The organism is Streptomyces coelicoflavus, assembly GCF_045041415.1.
Classification (GTDB): Bacteria; Actinomycetota; Actinomycetes; order Streptomycetales; family Streptomycetaceae; genus Streptomyces; species Streptomyces coelicoflavus.
Genome location: NZ_CP108218.1, coordinates 3,747,323 through 3,763,353, shown reverse-complemented (window position 1 = coordinate 3,763,353; position 16,031 = coordinate 3,747,323). Strand labels below are relative to the sequence as shown.

15 protein-coding genes are annotated in these 16,031 nt (G+C 73.7%); 9 read left to right on the top strand and 6 right to left on the bottom strand.

Translation table 11 applies throughout. The features are described 5' to 3' along the window. Window positions 1–192 precede the first annotated feature (192 nt). The 5 genes from OHA99_RS16715 to OHA99_RS16695 are packed head-to-tail and all read left to right on the top strand — an operon-like array spanning window position 193 to window position 6,564. Window positions 193–876 carry a thioesterase II family protein gene (locus tag OHA99_RS16715; protein WP_240469037.1) on the top strand — a complete coding sequence of 228 codons (684 nt, stop codon included), beginning with the start codon at window positions 193–195 and terminating at the stop codon, window positions 874–876. Window positions 877–936: 60 nt separating this feature from the next. Next, window positions 937–2,718: a fatty acyl-AMP ligase gene (locus OHA99_RS16710; RefSeq protein ID WP_153178660.1), complete on the top strand. Its 1,782-nt coding sequence runs from the start codon at window positions 937–939 to the stop codon at window positions 2,716–2,718. After that, window positions 2,715–4,547 (top strand): acyl-CoA dehydrogenase family protein, encoded by a 1,833-nt coding sequence (locus OHA99_RS16705; protein ID WP_405696418.1) that lies wholly within the window; start codon window positions 2,715–2,717, stop codon window positions 4,545–4,547. Before OHA99_RS16710 ends, OHA99_RS16705 begins: the two co-directional genes overlap by 4 nt. Continuing rightward, window positions 4,544–6,226: an acyl-CoA dehydrogenase gene (locus tag OHA99_RS16700; protein ID WP_153178658.1), complete on the top strand. Its 1,683-nt coding sequence runs from the start codon at window positions 4,544–4,546 to the stop codon at window positions 6,224–6,226. Before OHA99_RS16705 ends, OHA99_RS16700 begins: the two co-directional genes overlap by 4 nt. Window positions 6,227–6,282: 56 nt before the next feature. Next, the gene (locus tag OHA99_RS16695) at window positions 6,283–6,564 is read left to right on the top strand and encodes an acyl carrier protein (protein ID WP_153178657.1); all 282 of its coding nucleotides are present in this window, start codon (window positions 6,283–6,285) and stop codon (window positions 6,562–6,564) included. 86 nt (window positions 6,565–6,650) lie between these two features. Here OHA99_RS16695 and OHA99_RS16690 read toward each other — a convergent pair whose 3' ends face one another. Continuing rightward, on the bottom strand, window positions 6,651–6,869 hold the full coding sequence (locus OHA99_RS16690) for an MbtH family protein (protein WP_276209610.1): 219 nt from the start codon (window positions 6,867–6,869) through the stop codon (window positions 6,651–6,653). A gap of 420 nt (window positions 6,870–7,289) precedes the next feature. Between OHA99_RS16690 and OHA99_RS16685 the strand changes: the two genes are divergently transcribed. Together OHA99_RS16685 and OHA99_RS16680 are read left to right on the top strand one after the other, a co-directional pair. After that, on the top strand, window positions 7,290–7,514 hold the full coding sequence (locus tag OHA99_RS16685; RefSeq protein WP_153178655.1) for a hypothetical protein: 225 nt from the start codon (window positions 7,290–7,292) through the stop codon (window positions 7,512–7,514). Window positions 7,515–7,683: 169 nt separating this feature from the next. Continuing rightward, window positions 7,684–8,769, top strand: coding sequence for a LuxR C-terminal-related transcriptional regulator (locus OHA99_RS16680; RefSeq protein ID WP_282883034.1), 1,086 nt, complete (start codon window positions 7,684–7,686; stop codon window positions 8,767–8,769). A gap of 82 nt (window positions 8,770–8,851) precedes the next feature. On the opposite strand, the gene OHA99_RS16675 is transcribed toward OHA99_RS16680, so the two are convergent. Next, on the bottom strand, window positions 8,852–9,307 hold the full coding sequence (locus tag OHA99_RS16675) for a flavin reductase family protein (RefSeq protein ID WP_313895751.1): 456 nt from the start codon (window positions 9,305–9,307) through the stop codon (window positions 8,852–8,854). A gap of 422 nt (window positions 9,308–9,729) precedes the next feature. Here OHA99_RS16675 and OHA99_RS16670 point away from each other — a divergent pair, with 422 nt between their 5' ends. Both OHA99_RS16670 and OHA99_RS16665 read left to right on the top strand, forming a co-directional pair. Next, a complete protein-coding gene (locus OHA99_RS16670) occupies window positions 9,730–10,656 on the top strand; it encodes a TauD/TfdA family dioxygenase (protein ID WP_153178652.1) in 927 nt (308 codons plus the stop codon). A 47-nt stretch (window positions 10,657–10,703) separates the two neighbouring features. Next, window positions 10,704–11,492: a 4'-phosphopantetheinyl transferase family protein gene (locus OHA99_RS16665; RefSeq protein ID WP_405696414.1), complete on the top strand. Its 789-nt coding sequence runs from the start codon at window positions 10,704–10,706 to the stop codon at window positions 11,490–11,492. A 27-nt stretch (window positions 11,493–11,519) separates the two neighbouring features. Here OHA99_RS16665 and OHA99_RS16660 read toward each other — a convergent pair whose 3' ends face one another. The 4 genes from OHA99_RS16660 to OHA99_RS16645 all read right to left on the bottom strand — a co-directional run bounded on the left by OHA99_RS16660 (window position 11,520) and on the right by OHA99_RS16645 (window position 15,996). Beyond that, complete coding sequence (locus OHA99_RS16660) at window positions 11,520–13,196, bottom strand: BTAD domain-containing putative transcriptional regulator (protein ID WP_405696413.1); 1,677 nt, start codon at window positions 13,194–13,196, stop codon at window positions 11,520–11,522. 361 nt (window positions 13,197–13,557) lie between these two features. After that, the gene (locus OHA99_RS16655; protein ID WP_153178649.1) at window positions 13,558–13,776 is read right to left on the bottom strand and encodes an MbtH family protein; all 219 of its coding nucleotides are present in this window, start codon (window positions 13,774–13,776) and stop codon (window positions 13,558–13,560) included. Between the two features lie 181 nt (window positions 13,777–13,957). Continuing rightward, on the bottom strand, window positions 13,958–14,932 hold the full coding sequence (gene rfbB / locus OHA99_RS16650; RefSeq protein WP_153178648.1) for a dTDP-glucose 4,6-dehydratase: 975 nt from the start codon (window positions 14,930–14,932) through the stop codon (window positions 13,958–13,960). After that, window positions 14,929–15,996 carry a glucose-1-phosphate thymidylyltransferase gene (locus OHA99_RS16645; RefSeq protein WP_153178647.1) on the bottom strand — a complete coding sequence of 356 codons (1,068 nt, stop codon included), beginning with the start codon at window positions 15,994–15,996 and terminating at the stop codon, window positions 14,929–14,931. Before OHA99_RS16645 ends, rfbB begins: the two co-directional genes overlap by 4 nt. Window positions 15,997–16,031: the final 35 nt, after the last annotated feature.

Here is a 16,031-nt window from a genome sequence, read left to right as displayed (position 1 = left end):
CGCTTCGTCGTCTGCCGCGCCCAGGCCTCCGCAACGCCTCCACACGTGCTTATAGAGGCCGGATAGCGCCGGTGGTTTCGCTGGTGGGCGCAAGCGCGACGGGAGGCCAAGACAGTGACCATTGAGGACCTGAACACGCGATCACGGTGGCTCAAGACGTTCCGCCGGGTGACGCGGCCCAGGTGCCGCCTCGTGTGTGCCCCGCACGCCGGCGGCACCGCGCAGGCGTACCGCACCTGGCCCGCGGGCCTGCCGGCCGACGTCGAGGTGCACGGCGTGCAGTACCCCGGCCGGCAGGACCGGCTCGGGGAGGCCCCGCCGGCCGCCATGGACGACCTGGTCGGACCGGTCGCCGACTCCCTCGAACCCTTCCTCGGCGAACCCCTCGCCCTGTTCGGCCACAGCATGGGCGCGATCGTCGCCTACGAGGTCACCCTCGAACTGGAACGCCGGCACGGACGGGTCGTGGACCTGCTCGCCGTCTCCGGGTCGCGGGCCCCGCACGAGCGCGAGAACCACGACCGGCACATCCTGGACGACGCGGGCCTCATCGACGAACTGCGCCGCCTCAACGACGACTTCGCCGACCTGCTCGACTCCCCGGAGCTGCTGGAACTGGTGCTGCCCGCCATCCGCGCCGACTTCGGCGTGGTGGCCGGATACCTGCGCACCCCGCCGCTCCCGGTGCGCGCGCCCGTGCTGGTGCTCGGCGGCAGCGACGACCCGGACGTCTCGCCCGAGCAGCTGACCCACTGGCGGGCCTGCGCGGGCAACGCCTTCGGCACCCGTGTCCTGCCCGGCGGCCACTTCTACCTCGAGGACGAGCAGCCGGTGCTCGACCAGATCACCCCCTGGCTCCCGGGCCGCCGTTCCTGACCCGCACGCCCGGTGCCGAGCGCGCCGCGGCGACCCCACGACCACAGGAGTACGCGCAGCATGGCTGACCTGTCCGGTGCCTCGAACGTCGTCCAGATCCTGACCGAGCACGCGCGCACCCGCGGCGACTTCCGCGCCGTCGCGATCGTGCCCGACCCCTCCGATCCCGCCACCGCCCAATGGGTGACCTACGACCAGCTCGACCGCGCCGCCCGCGGCTGCGCCGCGACCCTGCTGCGCAGCTGCCGGCCCGGCGACCGCGCCCTGCTCCTGCTGCCGAACTCCGCCGAGTTCGTCGTCGCCATCCTCGGCTGCTTCTACGCGGGCCTGGTACCGGTGCCCTCGTCGATGCCCGGCCGCTACAAGCAGGACCGGCGCCGGGTGCGCGCGATCGCGCGGGACGCCGGGATCGGGGCGGTGCTCACCGGACCCGACGAACTGGACGACGTACTGACCTGGGCCGCGGCCGAGGAGCTCGACGTCCCGGTGCTGATCCCGGACGTCGACCCGGAGCCCCTCGCCGAGCCGTTCACCCCGCATGCCGCCGCCCCGCACGACCTGGCGCTGCTCCAGTACACCTCGGGCTCCACCAGCGATCCCAAGGGCGCCCGGGTCACCCAGCGCAACCTGCTGCTCAACGCGCTCGCCATCGACACCCACCTGTCGGTCCGCGAGGGCCAGCGCTACGGCGGCTGGATCCCCAACTACCACGACATGGGCCTGATGGGGCACATCCTGACCCCGCTGCTGGCCGGGCGCGGCATCGCCCTGATGACCCCGGCGGCCTTCCTGCGCCGCCCGCGCGCCTGGCTGGAACTCGTCGACCACTTCGACATCGGCCTGTCCGCCGCCCCCAACTTCGCGTACGAGCTGTGCCTGACCCGTGTCCCCGAGGACTCCATCGCCGGCCTCGACCTGTCCCGCTGGACCCGGACCATCAGCGGCTCGGAGCCCGTCAAGGCGAGCGTCCTGGAGGACTTCGCGCAGCGGTTCGCGCCCGCGGGCCTGCGACCGGAGCAGCTCACGCCCTGCTACGGCATGGCCGAGACCACCCTGATGATCTCGACGACGTCGGGCCGTGTCCCGCGGGTGCTCACCGCCGACAGTGACGCGCTCGAAGCGGGCCGTGTGGTGGCCGCCGCCGACGGCACCGGCCGCACACTCGTCAGCTGCGGCGAGCCGCGCCACCTGGAGGCGTGCGTCGTCGACCCGGCCACCGGCGACGCCCTGCCGGAGGGCTCGGTCGGCGAGATCTGGCTGCGCGGAGAGCTCGTGGTGGACGGCTACTGGCGCAGACCCGACGCCACCGCGGCCACGTTCGGCAACCGGGTGGCGAACGACCCCGCCGACGCCGGGGGCTGGCTGCGCACCGGCGACCTCGGTGCCCTGGTCGACGGCGAGATCCACGTCACCGGCCGGATCAAGGAGATGCTGATCGTCCGGGGCCGGAACATCTATCCGCACGACATCGAGCACGAACTGCGCCGCCAGCACGAGGAGCTGCGGGACACCGTCGGCTCGGTCGTCTCCGTCGCGGCGGGCGGCGCCGACGACACCGACGGCCGGCTCGTGGTCATCCACGAGGTCCGGCGCCGTGGCCAGGACGAGGAACTGGCCCGTCTCGCGGCGGGCATCCGCCTGACCGTGTCCCGCGAGTTCGGCCTGCGCGCCGACTCCGTCCTGCTGATGCGCCGCGGCGCGGTGCGGCGCACCACCAGCGGGAAGGTCCAGCGCGGCGCCATGCGCGCCCTGTACGCCAACGGTGAGCTGGAGCCGCTGTGGGCCGACGGCTACCCGGCGGCCGCGCAGGCCGTCCCCGTCGCGGCGGGGGAGCCCCGGTGACCGCGCCCGGCGCGGTGCCACAGGCCGCGCGTCGGGACACCGCGGCGGACGTGGACCCCACCGTCGCGGGCCTCGAGACGGCCCTGGCCGCATGGTCGCGGCCCGGCGGCCCCTTCGACCCCGCCCTGCTCGCCGCGCACGAGGAGCGGGAGAGCTTCCCGGCCGAGGCGTGCGCCGCGCTCGACTCCTGGGGACTCCCGGAGTTCTACGTCCCCGCCCGCCACGGCGGACGCCAGGAGCGCCTCGACGTGTTCGTCGCGCTGCTGCGCCGGATCGCCGCCCGCGACCTGACCGTGGCCGTGGCCCACGGCAAGACCTTCCTCGGCGGCGTCTGCGTCTGGGCCGCCGACGAGGACGGCCCCGCCCACCTGCTGGCCCGGCAGGTCCTCGCGGGCGAACCGGTGGCGTGGGGGCTGACCGAACCGGGTGGCGGCAGCGATCTGCTCGCCGGTGCGCTCACCGCCACCCGGCACGGCTCCGGCTGGCGCCTCAGCGGCCGGAAATGGCCGGTGAACAACGCCACCCGGGGCAACCTCATGTGCGTCCTCGCCCGCACCGAACCGGGCGGCGGCGCCCGCGGGTTCACCGTCTTCCTGCTCGACCGGCGCGCCACCCCGGCCGGCACGGTCCGTCCGCTGCCCAAGATGCCCACGCACGGCATCCGCGGGGCCGACATCAGCGGCCTGGAGTTCGACGACGCCCGGCTGCCCGCCCACGCCGTGGTCGGCCCGGTCGGCGGCGGCCTCGAACTCGTCCTCAAGTCACTGCAACTGACCCGCATCGTGTGCGTGTCGCTGTCCCTGGGCGCGGGCGACCACGCGCTGGGGCTGCTGCGCCGCTTCCTCGGCGAACGGCGCCTGTACGGCCGGGGTCTGGCCGACCTGCCGCACGCCCGCGACGTCGCGGGCCGGGCCGTGGCCCGGCAGTTCCTGGCCGAGTCCGTGGCCCACACCGCCGCCCTCGCCGCCCACCACGTCCCGGAGCAGCTGAGCGTCGTCTCCGCCATCACCAAGGCGTTCGTCCCGAGCCTGATCGCCGGGCAACTGCGCCTGGTCGGCGACCTGCTGGGCGCGCGCGGCTTCCTCACGGACGTCGAGGGATACGGCGGCTTCGCCAAGCTGGAGCGCGACCACCAGGTCGTCCCCCTCTTCGACGGCAGTACGTGGGTCAACCGCGCCGGACTCGCCGCCGTACTGCCCCTGCTGCGCCCGGGACGGCGGCCGGCCCCGGACGGCGCCGACTCCCCGGCGCGCTGGCTGCGCGAGGACTCCTGCCCGGACCCGCTGGACACGCGGCGCCTGCGGCTGATGGCCCCGCGCGACGCCGTACTCGGCGCCCTGCCCGGCCTGGTGGCCGAACTGGGCGCGGAGGAGGGCGAGTCGACCACGGCCGGCCTGGCCCGCGCGCTGCTCGCGGCGTGCGAGCGGCTCGGCGCCGACATCGGCGCACTGCGTCCCGCCGCGGGGCCGCCGAGCACCGCCGCCCTGAGGCTCGCCGAGCGCTACGAGTGGTGCTTCGCGGGCGCGGCCGCACTCGCCCTGCACCGTGCGCGGCCCCGGCTGCGCGACGGGGTGTGGGGCGCGGACGGGCTGTGGCTGCGCGGCGTCCTCGCGCTGGTCCTCGAAGCCCTGGACGCCGCCCCGGCCGACGCCACGCAGGTGTACGGCGAGCTCGGCACGCTCCTGACCACCGTGCCGGACGCTCCGGCGACGCTGCTGGGCGGCGACCTCGGCGGTGACGGGGTGAGCGGCGGGCAAGAAGCCCCGGCGCCCCGGTCCGGCGCTCCCGCGCCGGACGTCCGACGCTCCGAAGAGGTGGAGGCCGCATGATCGGCATCGGATCCCGTACCGACCATCTGGAGAAACTGCTGGGCGACCCCTGGGACGCCGGCAACCCGGCCGGTTTCGCGGCAGCCGTGGCCGCCGACGAACGGGAGGAGACGGCCGCCGCGGCCGAGGTCGCCCTGGACGACTTCGGCCTGCACGCGGAGTTCGTCCCCACGGCGCTGGGCGGCCGCCTCGACCGTGTCGACCACATGGTCGAGCTGATGCGCTCGGTCTACCGGCGCGACCCGGCCCTCGGCCTGGGCCGGTCCGGCCAGCTCCTCGCCGCCGTCAACGTGTGGACCGCAGGCTCGCCCGGGCAGCGCGCCGCCGCGGCCGCCCTGCTCCTGGACAACCGCAGGATCGCCTGCGCCTTCCACGAGCTCGCGCACGGCAACGACATCGCCGCCAACACCTTCGCCGCCCGGCACGTCGACGGCGGGCTGCGGCTGAGCGGGCGCAAGGAGTCCATCGCCAACCTGGACCGGGCCGACGCCCTGGTCGTCCTCGCCCGCACCGGCGAGAACGACGGGCCGCGCTCGCGCTCGCAGCTGTTCCTCACCGCCGACCGGCTGGACCCGGCGCGGGTACGGCACCTGCCGCGGTTCCGCTCCGTCGGCATGCGCGGCGTCCGGCTCGGCGGCATGGAGGTGGACGGCCTCGACGTGCCCGCGGGCGCGCTGCTCGGCACCGAGGGATCGGGCGTCGACACGGCCGCCCGCGCCTTCCAGGTGACCCGGATGGCCCTGCCGGCGATGACCACCGCCCTGCTCGACACGGCCCTGCGCGTCACCCTGCACCACACGCGGCGGCGCATGCTCTACGGCCGGGAGGCGGCGGCCATCCCCGTCGTGCGCACCGTCCTTGCCGAGACCTTCGCCGACCTGCTGGTCTGCGAGGCGCTCTCCCGGGCCGCGACCCGTGCCCTGCAGCTTCGCCCCGAGTCCGGCAGCGTGCACGCGCCCGCGGTGAAGTACCTGGTTGCAGGCGTCCTCACGGACGCCCTGGAGCGGCTGTCCACGGTGATGGGCTCGGAGTTCTACCGGCGCGACGGCGAGCACGCCGTGTTCCAGAAACTCGCCCGGGACGTCAAGCCGGTCGCCTTCGGCCACATCGCCCGGGCGGCCTGCCTGTCCGCCCTGCTGCCCCAGCTGCCGGGGCTCCTCCGGCGCTCGGCGCGCGAGCCGGCCCCGGCCCCGGACTCCCTGTTCGGCGCGGAGGCCGTACTGCCCGCACTCGACCTGCCCGCCCTGCGGCTGGCCTCCGGCGGCCGGGACTGCCTCGCCGCCTCCCTCGGCACCGTGCTCGACGACGAGCTGCCCGCCGCCGTCCGCCCGCTCGCCGAGGAACACGTACGCGCCTTCGCCGCCCTCGCCGGGGCCGGTGCGTCCCTGCGGCCGCGGCAGCTGGCCATCGACGCCGAGGTACCGGTGCGCCGGCTCGCGGCGCGCTACACCGTGGCGCTCGCCGCCGCCGCCTGCCTCGGCGTCCACCGGACCGCCGCGGACGGCGGCTTCCTCGCTCGCCCGCACTGGCTGGCCGCCGCGCTGACCCGGCTGTCCGCCCTGGAGCGGCCGTCGGGCGCGCAGCTGCCGGCCGGGGCCGAGGACGCGCTGATCGCCGAGCTGACGGACCGCGACGACCGCGGGCTGTCCTTCGGGCTCGACGCGCGCCCGTACCTGTGAGCCCGCCGGCCGGCCCCACGACCCCCCCACACACACCGCACCTTCGAGGAGACCCGATGACCACGTTCGCCTTCGACCCCACCGTGCCCGCCCAGCTCCAGAGCTGGCTGACCGACCGCGTCGCGGAGTACCTGCCGGACGTCACGGAGCCCGTCGACCCGCACCGCCTGCTGGGTGAGTACGGGCTCGACTCCATCGCCGTGGTGGCCTTCGCCGCCGACGTGGAGGACCAGCTCGGCACCGTCGTGGACCCCACCGCGATATGGGACTACCCGACCATCGCCCAGCTCGCCGAGTTCCTGGCCGCCGAGCTGGCCGAGCCTTCGCCGGCCGCCTGACGGACCCGCCGGCCCCGGTCGCACGCGAGGGGGCCGCGGTGGTTCTCCCACCGCGGCCCCCTTCGCGTGCCTTCGCGTCCCTCGGCTCAGGCGGCGTCGCCCGCCATCGCCCGGACCAGGCTGAGCGGACGCATGTCGGTCCAGTTCTCCTCCACGTACGCGAGGCAGGCCGCGCGGGTGTCCTCGCCGTGCGCCTGCTGCCAGCCCTCCGGGATCTCGGCGAATGCCGGCCACAGCGAGTGCTGACCCTCGTCGTTGACGAGCACGAAGTACGACGCCTCGTCATTCTCGAACGGATTGGCCACGATGCCACCTCACAGAACGCGTGCGGAAATGGGGTCGGCACGAGCCTGGGGCGCGGATCTACACCATTCCTACGACGCCCGCCGCGCCTCCTTCCCCTGGCCACAAACTGCCACGGGGGAACGGAAAGAGACCGGAGACCTCCGGATATCCGGACCGAGTCGATCCGGATATCCGGTAGATGAGGTTCCGTATTCCGCCGGCACCCGTGGTGAACGCCGTCGGAGAGCTCCGGACGAGGGAGAACGACCGCTGTCAGTTCACTGCCAACGCAGCAGGCTGACAGGCCGAATGCTGGAGAAGGCCGGGCCGACGGAGCAAGAATCCTCGTATGCCGAGGCGTCGCAGCGAAGCGGGTGCGAACGCCGGGAGCAAACAGAAGGCCAAGGTGTTCCACCCACTCGAGGAAGAGGAGTTCATCGATGAGGTCCGCGGCATTCCAGAAGATTTCCGCCGTAGCCGTCACCGTGATCGCGCTCGGGCTCGGACCCGTCACCTGCGCCGACGCGTTCGCCGCGGACCCCGGCTGGCAGGCCCCGCCGGCAAAGGGCGCGGGGATCACCTTCGAACTCGACGACGAGCCGGGCTGGCAGAGAGTTCCCGGAGAGCCCGGCTGGCAGCTCGTCGTCGCCGACTCCGCCGGATGATCTCCCTTTGCTCCTGACGGCCCGTTCTCCCGGCCCAGGAGGTCCGTTCCGGCAAAACCCGCCCGTTAGTGGGGCGTGTTAGTCTGCCGCCGTCGCGACAGGCTTGGATCAGGACTTTCGTTCGACGGGGGAGTGGGACGTTGTGCTCGAGCCCATAGGATTGAGTGCGGTGGCTACCGAGGTCTACAGGGCTTCTTTACTGGGGTCCGGGGGATCGGTCGAGGAATTGGCCGCGTTGGTCGGCCGTCCGGCGGAGATGGTAAGGGAAGCGCTGGACGAATGTGTACGCCTCGGCCTGATCCGGCCCTCCTGGGAGAATCCCGGCCGGGTGCGGGCGATCAGCCCCGACGTCGGACTCCAGGCCCTGCTCGCCCGGCAGGAGGCCGACCTGCGGACCCGGCAGCGTCAGATAGCCGACACGCGAGTCGAAGTGGCGCGGTTGACCGAGGAGTTCGCGGCGCAGCGCAGCCGTAGCGAGCGCTACGAGGTCGAGCAGTTGCAGGGCCTCGACCGGATTCGCGACCGCATACAGGAACTGAGCGCCGACTGCACGCGCAGTCTCGTGGCCTTCGCGCCCGGCGGGCACCAGACCCGGGACAACCGGGAGGCGAGCCGTCCCCTCACGGAGGCGCTGCGGAGCCGGGGCGTCGTGATGCGCACCGTCTACCTGGACAGCATCTACAACGACCCCGCGACGGTGGAGCACGCGCGCTGGCTGGTGGGCCTCGGCAACAACGTCCGGACCGTCGCCTCGCTGCCCGCCCGCATGATCATCTTTGACGGGGAGGCGGCCATCGTCCCCATGGACCCGGACAACAGCGGCGAGGGCGCCCTGCTGTTCCGGGGCCGGGGGACCCTGGCCACCCTCTCCGAGCTCTTCCGGATGGTGTGGGAGCGGGCGGCGCCCGTCACCACCGCCCGCAAGCAGCGCACGAGCACCGACGCCAGAGGCCTCACCGGCCAGGAGCGGGCCGTTCTGCGGCTGCTCAGCGAAGGGCTCACCGACGAGGGAGTGGCACGCAAACTCGGGGTGTCGGTACGCACCGGCCGCCGGATCACCGCGGAACTGATGGCCCGGCTCGGCGCCAGGAGCCGCTTCCAGGCGGGCCTGCGTGCGGCCCACCTGGGCTGGCTCGGCGAGCACCCGGACGAGGACGGGACACCTGAGGGCGGCCTCGCCGACCTCCTCGACCTGGCACCGCCCCGCGGCGCGGACGCGGACGCCCCGACCGGGAGCCGGCTGGCCGGCCGCTGACCCCGGGCGGCACCTCCGCCCGCCCGGACGGGGCGCGTCCGGGACCGGCGGCCCGGCACGGCCCCCCGCGCACACCGAGCGGTCAGGCCGCCGCGGGGCCCGGCACGGTCTGGGGGCCGAGGAACGCGCCCCGGTAGTACAGCAGCGGAAGGGCGTCGTCGGCGTTCTCCGGTGTACTGAGGTCCACCACCCGGCCCACCACGATCCGGTGGTCCCCCGCGGGGATCACGGTCTCGATCCGGCAGTCCACCCAGGCGAGACCACCGGCGATCCGCGGGGACCCGGTGCCGTCGGCCGGCCGCCAGTCCACACCGGCGAACTTGTCCGCGCCGGAACGGCCGAATCCGCGGCACAGGTCGCCCTGGTCGGCCCTCAGCACCGTCGCGCAGAAGGCCCCCGACCGTTCGATCCGGGGGCCGGTCGTCGACGTCCCGGCCACCGCGTAGGACACCAGCGGCGGATCGAGGGAGAGCGAGGCGAAGGACTGGCAGGCGAAGCCGGCCGGTCTCCCGTCGTGGACGGCGGAGATGATCGTCACCCCCGTACAGAAGCGGCCGAGCACATCGCGAAAACGGCTCCGGTCGAAGCGGAGGGCGGTGGCGGTCGTGTACACGCGAACCTCACAGGGCAGGGGACGGCGGTCGACGCGCCGCGGGGCGCACGCCGGGTGCTCACGGTCCCCGCGCCCCCTACATCGGGTCTACACGCGGCGGTTCGGCCCGGCCGCGGAACCTGTGGGACCCTCGGTGCCTGAGCGCGCCCAACCGCTCCCGGACCGGGTGCCGTTCGCCCCCGTGCCCCGGCACTTCCCGGTCCTGCGGGCACCGTCCGTCCGGACTCCGCCGTCGCCATAGGAATGCCGTAGGCAGGCGCTCTTTGATGAGCGGCGTGCCGTAGGCCGCCGGCGTACCCTCCTGTCCCCCCACCGGCCTTCCTGTTGCGATGTCGGAGAAAGGCCGTGTGGTGAGGTTGGAGAACTGGACGCCGCTGGAGATGGACCCGGGGGGCGTCGGCGGTCCCGAGGAACTCGTGCAACGCCTCACGGATCTGGGGCCGCAGGAGCTCACCGGTCTGCTCGCCGAGGAGAAGGCCCTGGTCTTCAGGGGTTTCGACATCACGGCCGAGACACTCTCCGACGTCCTCGCCCCGCTGCTCGCGACCGGGTCCGGACCGGACGCGGGATCGCGCGCCCCGGCCGTCCACGCCGTGTGGCACACCCGGACCGGCCGGCCGGAGACCACCGTCTGGCCGTTCCACAAGATGAGCGCCGCGCACGCCTGGCCCACGCGCCTCGCCCTGTACTGCGACACCGCCCCGCTCACCGGCGGCGCCAGTGTGGTGGTGGACTCGGCGGGATGGCTCGCCGCTCTCGATCCCGCGCTGCTCGAGCGCCTGGCGCCCGGAGTCCGCTACGTGCGCTACTTCCACGACGGCTCCGGCATCGGTGAGAGCTGGCAGAACGCCTTCGGCACCGACCTCCGGGAGCAGGTCGAGCTGTTCCTCGACGCGACCGGGTACGAGTGGTCCTGGAGGGCGGACGGCGGGATCCAGGTGTCGCGGGTCCTGCCCGCCACCGTCAGGCACCCGGTCACCGGCACCGAGATGTGGTTCAACCAGATCCACCGCTGGCACCCGGCCGGCTCCGGGCACCGCGAGGCACTGACGCGGATCCTGCCCGAGGGCCAGCTGCCGTGGAACGTCACCTTCGCGGACGGCTCCTCCATCCCCGGCCCCACGGTGACCGAGATCTGCTGCCGCGGTTTCGCCATGGCCGTCGACATCCCCTGGAACCGCGGCGACCTGCTGCTGCTCGACAACGTGTCACTCGCCCACGGCTGCCGTCCCTTCACCGGGACGCGCCGCGTCTGCGTCGCCATGTCGGACTGACGGCGCGTGGGCCGAACCGCCCCTCCCCACCCGCCAGGAGCCTGTTCATGCACGGAGCCTCGTACCGGACCCTGCACGAGACGGATGCCGTCCACGTGTGGCAGGGCAAGGTGACCGATCACTTCGACCCCGTGGTCCTCGCCCTGCTGTCGCCCGACGAGCGGGCCGTCGCGGCCCGCCGGCCCGCGCCGGTCGGCACGCGCTACGCGAAGGTGCACGCCGAGGTCCGGCGCATCCTCGCGAGCTACCTCGACGCCGACCCCGGCGAACTGCGCATGGGCCGCATGCCCTGCCCGCGCTGCCCGGACCCGGCGCACGGCAGGCCCCGGCTGGTCGCTCCCGGCACCGACCTCGACTTCAACCTGTCGCGCTCCGGGCCGCACTGGCTGCTCGCGGTGTCCGCGCGGGGGCCGGTGGGGGTGGACCTGGAGACCGCACGGCCGGTCGCCGACCTCTGGACGACCGCGGCCGCCGTCATGTCACCGTCCGAACTGCGTCACCTCAGGAGCCTGCCGGACGAGGCGGCGCGCACGGCCGCGTACTACCGGGCCTGGACCCGCAAGGAGGCCGTGGTCAAGGCGAGCGGTGTGGGCGTCGTGGCCGACCTGCGGGCCGTGGACGTACGCCCGCACGCCTCCGCGCCCGTGTCCGTGGGGCACGCCGAGCCCCGCGGCCCCCAGGTGTGGCTGGTGCGCGACCTGCCGCTGGGCCCCGACCGGTACGGTGCGCTGGCCGGAGAACCCGAGGCGCACGGCCCGGTCCTGCTGGTCGGTCCCGCCGGGACCGGCACAGCCGTGGTGCCCGTGCCGGACGGCGGGCCGGGGCCGCGCCCGTGACGTCCCCGCCGGCCGGCCCGGTGCCGCTCAGGCCGCGGACCGCTCGGCCTCCCGCGCGTGGCGGCTGGTCTCCGCGACCAGCCGCACCAGGCTGTTGAGCCGGTACACCGGTTCGTCGGGCCCGTCCGAGAAGCCGAGCAGACCCTGGTCCACCAGGGATTCCAGCGCCGCCTCCAGGGGCGCCGCCCCGAGCCCGAGCGACCGGGCCGCCGACCGTACCGAGAACTCCTCGCGGCCGAGCCGGGGCAGCAGCAGGAGCAGCCTGCGCTGTTCACCGTCCAGGCGGCCCAGCGCCGCTTCCAGGCTGCGCGGCACCGACAGGCCGCGCGCCTCCAGCTCCCGCAGCCGGCCGTGCGGCTGGGCGAGGCGGTCCGCGAACCGCCGCAGCGAGGAGCTCGGCCGGGCCGCGAGCCGCGTCGCCACGATCCGCACGGCCAGCGGCAGTCCCGCGCAGTACCGGGCGATGTCCCGCGCGGCCTGCGGTTCCGCGGCCACGCGCGCCGGGTCCGCGGAGGCCGTCAGCATCTGGAGGCTCTCCTGCGTGCTGAGCGGCCCCAGGACCCGGGTGTGCAGGCCGCCGATCGGCCCGAGCAGCGTCTGGCTGGTGATCAGCACGCCGGGCTCGGGCGCCCCGGGCAGCAGCGGGGAGAGCTGGAGTTCGCTGACCGCGTTGTCCAGCAGGATGAGGATGCGCCGCCCGGTGGTGCGGGTCCGGTACCGCCTGACCAACTCGTCGAGGTCCGACTCGCCGGTGCCCATCGGCTCCCCGAGGGAGCGCAGCATCCCGACCAGGACGTCGCGCGGGTCGGCCGGCCTGCCGTCCGGGCGGCTCAGGTTCACGTACAGCCGGCCGTCGGGGAAGGCGTCGAGGGACTCGTTGGCCGCCCGTACGGCGAGAGCGGTCTTGCCGATGCCCGGCATGCCCGTCACCAGGAACCGGCGGGTGTGCCACGAGCGGCCCCCGGCGGGCGGGAGGAGCCGGCCCAGCTCGGCCAGCTCGGCCCGGCGGCCGGTGAACTCCGGGATGTCCGCGGGCAGGGTGCTGGGCGGGGCCGTGCGCGCCACCGCGGCACGGGCCGGCGGGGCGACGGCCGGGTCGCCGGTCAGCACGGCCTGGTACACGGAGGCCAGCTCGGCGCCCGGGTCGACGCCCAGTTCGTCCGCGAGCACCCGGCGGCCCGCGTGGTAGGCGGTGAGCGCGTCGGCCTGCCGCCCGCACTGGTAGAGCGCCTTCATGAGCTGCGCCCGCATCCGCTCCCGGACCGGGAACTCGGACACCAGGGACGTCAGTTCGGGGATCAGCCCGCGGTGCCGGCCCAGCTCCAGGTCCGCCTCGATGCGGTGCTCCAGGGTCACGGCGCGGGCTTCCTCCAGGCGGGGCAGCTCGGTGTCGGCCAGGAACTCCGTGACGTTCGACAGGGCGGGGCCCCGCCACAGCTCCAGCGCGTCCTGGAGGAGCGCGCCGGCCCGCTCCACGTCGCCCGCCTCCTGCGCCTCGGTGCCGAGCCGGCTGAGCCGTTCGAACTCCAGGAAGTCGATCCGGGCGTCTCCGGCGTCGAGCGCGTAGCCCGGCAGCTGGCGCGCGATCCGCACGTCGTCGCCCAGACGCATCCGCAGCCGCGAGATGTAGGTGTAGATCTGCGCGCTCACGGTGACCGGCGGATTCCAGCCCCACAGCAGCCGGCTCAGTTGCGCGTCGGACACGACCCGCCCCCTGGCCAACAGCAGAGCCGCGAGCACCGTCTTGACCTTGGTTCCTGACAGAACGATGGATTCGCCGTCTCTGCGGACTTCCACCGGACCGAGTACTCGGAACTCCATGACACCCCCTGTTTCGACGCCTTTCCGCCAACCAGTCTGTGAGTGCCGTGGCCGGTTGGGAGGGCTCCGGAGCTGTCAGGAGGCTGCACTGACAGCTCCTTGCGAGCCAGGGGCCGTGTGCTGCCGGCACCGCGAATCGTTGGGCGGGCCCGGCCCGACGTGCGCGTGGGGGCGGCCGGGCCCGACGTGCAGGCGGGGGGCCGCGACGCCGGCTGACGTCGCGGCCCCCCGCGGGGCGGCCGGGTCAGGAGGCCGTGCCGGCCATGGCTCGCACCAGGCTGAGCGGACGCATGTCGGTCCAGTTCTCCTCCACGTACTCCAGGCAGGCGGCGCGCGTGTCCTCGCCGTGCGCCTGCTGCCAGCCCTCCGGGATCTCGGCGAACGCCGGCCACAGCGAGTGCTGTCCCTCCTCGTTGACGAGCACGAAGTACGACGCCTCGTCGTTCTCGAACGGATTCGCCACGGTTCCACCTCATACGTCGGCAACTGCGGTCCGTAAGATCTTCGGGGCCCGCCCTATACGAATCCTGCGCCCGCCCGTATAGGCCGGCCGGTGCCGCGGGCAGGTACCGTCCGGGCACACGAAGGGGCCCTCCGCCGGACGGCGAAGGGCGTCGCGCACACGCTTCGGAGCGGTGGGGCGGCTACCGGGCCAGCGGCTCCCACCAGGCGCGGTTGTCCCGGTACCACCGCACGGTCTCGGCGAGGCCCGTACGGAAGTCCTTGCGGGGCGCGTAACCGAGTTCCCGGCGGATCTTGGCGCAGTCCACCGAGTACCGCCGGTCGTGGCCCTTGCGGTCGGCCACGTACTCGACGCTGCTCTCCCAGTCGGCGCCGCAGGCGTCGAGGAGCAGGCCGGTGAGTTCCTTGTTGGACAGTTCGGTGCCGCCGCCGATGTTGTAGACCTCGCCGGCCCGGCCCCGGGTGCGGACGAGTTCGATGCCCTGCACGTGGTCGTCGATGTGCAGCCAGTCGCGCACGTTGCCGCCGTCCCCGTACAGCGGGACCTTCCTGCCGTCCAGGAGGTTCGTCACGAACAGCGGGATGAGCTTCTCGGGGTAGTGGTGGTGACCGTAGTTGTTGGAGCAGCGGGTGACCCGGACGTCCAGGCCGTGGGTGCGGTGGTAGGCCAGGGCGAGCAGGTCGCTGGAGGCCTTGGCCGCGGAGTAGGGCGAGTTGGGGGACAGCGGGTGGGTCTCCGGCCAGGAGCCGGAGTCGATCGAGCCGTAGACCTCGTCCGTCGAGACGTGCACGAACCTGCGGCCGCCCGCCCGATGGGCGGCCTCCACCAGGGTGTGCGTGCCGAGCACGTTGGTCCGCACGAACGCGGCGCCGCCCTCGATGGACCGGTCGACGTGCGACTCGGCCGCGAAGTGCACCACCTCGTCGTGCTCGGCCATCAGCCCGGCGACGAGGCCGGCGTCGCAGATGTCGCCCTCGACGAACGCGAAGCCGGGGTGGTCGCGGACCTCGTCGAGGTTGGCCGGATTGCCGGCGTAGGTGAGCAGGTCGAGCACGGTGACGCGGACGTCGCCCGGGCCGTCGGGACCGAGCAGGGTGCGTACGTAGTGGGAGCCGATGAAGCCGGCGCCGCCGGTGACGAGGATTCTGCTGCTCATGACGAGATCTGCACCTTACTGTGATCACCGAGCACGAGCCGGTGGGCGGAGGGGACGCGGGGGGCCGGTGTCACCTCGACGTCGCGGCCGATGAGGGAGGCCTCGATGCGGCGGACACCGCGGACCGAGGAACCGCGCAGGACGATGGAGTACTCGATCTCGCTCTGCTCTATGCGGCAGTTGGCGGACACCGACGTGTACGGGCCGATGTAGGCGTCGCGCACCACCGTGTCCTCGCCGATCACCACGGGACCGACGATGCGGCTGCCGCTGACCTCGGCGCCCTCCTCGATCACGACCCGCCCGATGAGTTCCGAGCACGCGTCGACCCGGCCGTGGACCGCCGGTTCCAGGGTGTCGAGGACCGAGCGGTTGACCTCCAGCATGTCGGCCGTGTTCCCGGTGTCCTTCCAGTAGCCGGAGATCGCGGTGGACCGTACCGTCCGGCCCCCGTCGATCAGCCACTGGATGGCGTCGGTGATCTCCAGCTCGCCCCGCCAGGAGGGTTCGATGGAGCGCACCGCCCGGTGTATCGCCGGGGTGAAGAGATAGATCCCGACCAGCGCCAGATCGCTCTTGGGCCGCAGGGGCTTCTCCTCCAGGCCGACGACCCGGCCGCGCTCGTCGAGCTCGGCGACGCCGAAGGCGGTGGGGTCGGCGACCCGGGTGAGCAGGATCTGGGCGTCGGGCCGCTCGGCGCGGAAGGCGTCGACCAGCCCCGTGATCCCGCCGACGACGAAGTTGTCGCCGAGGTACATCACGAAGTCGTCGTCGCCGAGGAACTCCTCGGCGATGCGCACCGCGTGGGCGAGGCCGAGCGGGGACGCCTGCGGTATGTAGGTGACCTTCAGCCCGAACCCGGCACCGTCGCCCACCGCTTCGCGGATCTCCTCGGCCGTGTCGCCGACGATGATCCCCACCTCGACGATGTCGGCCTCGGCGATCGCCTCCAGACCGTAGAAGAGCACCGGCTTGTTGGCCACCGGGACCAGCTGCTTGGCCGAGGTGTGCGTGATCGGACGCAGCCGGGTGCCCGCGCCGCCGGCCAGGACCAAAGCTTTCATGGAGCTTTCCCTACCTTGCTGTCGAGTCGCTCGGG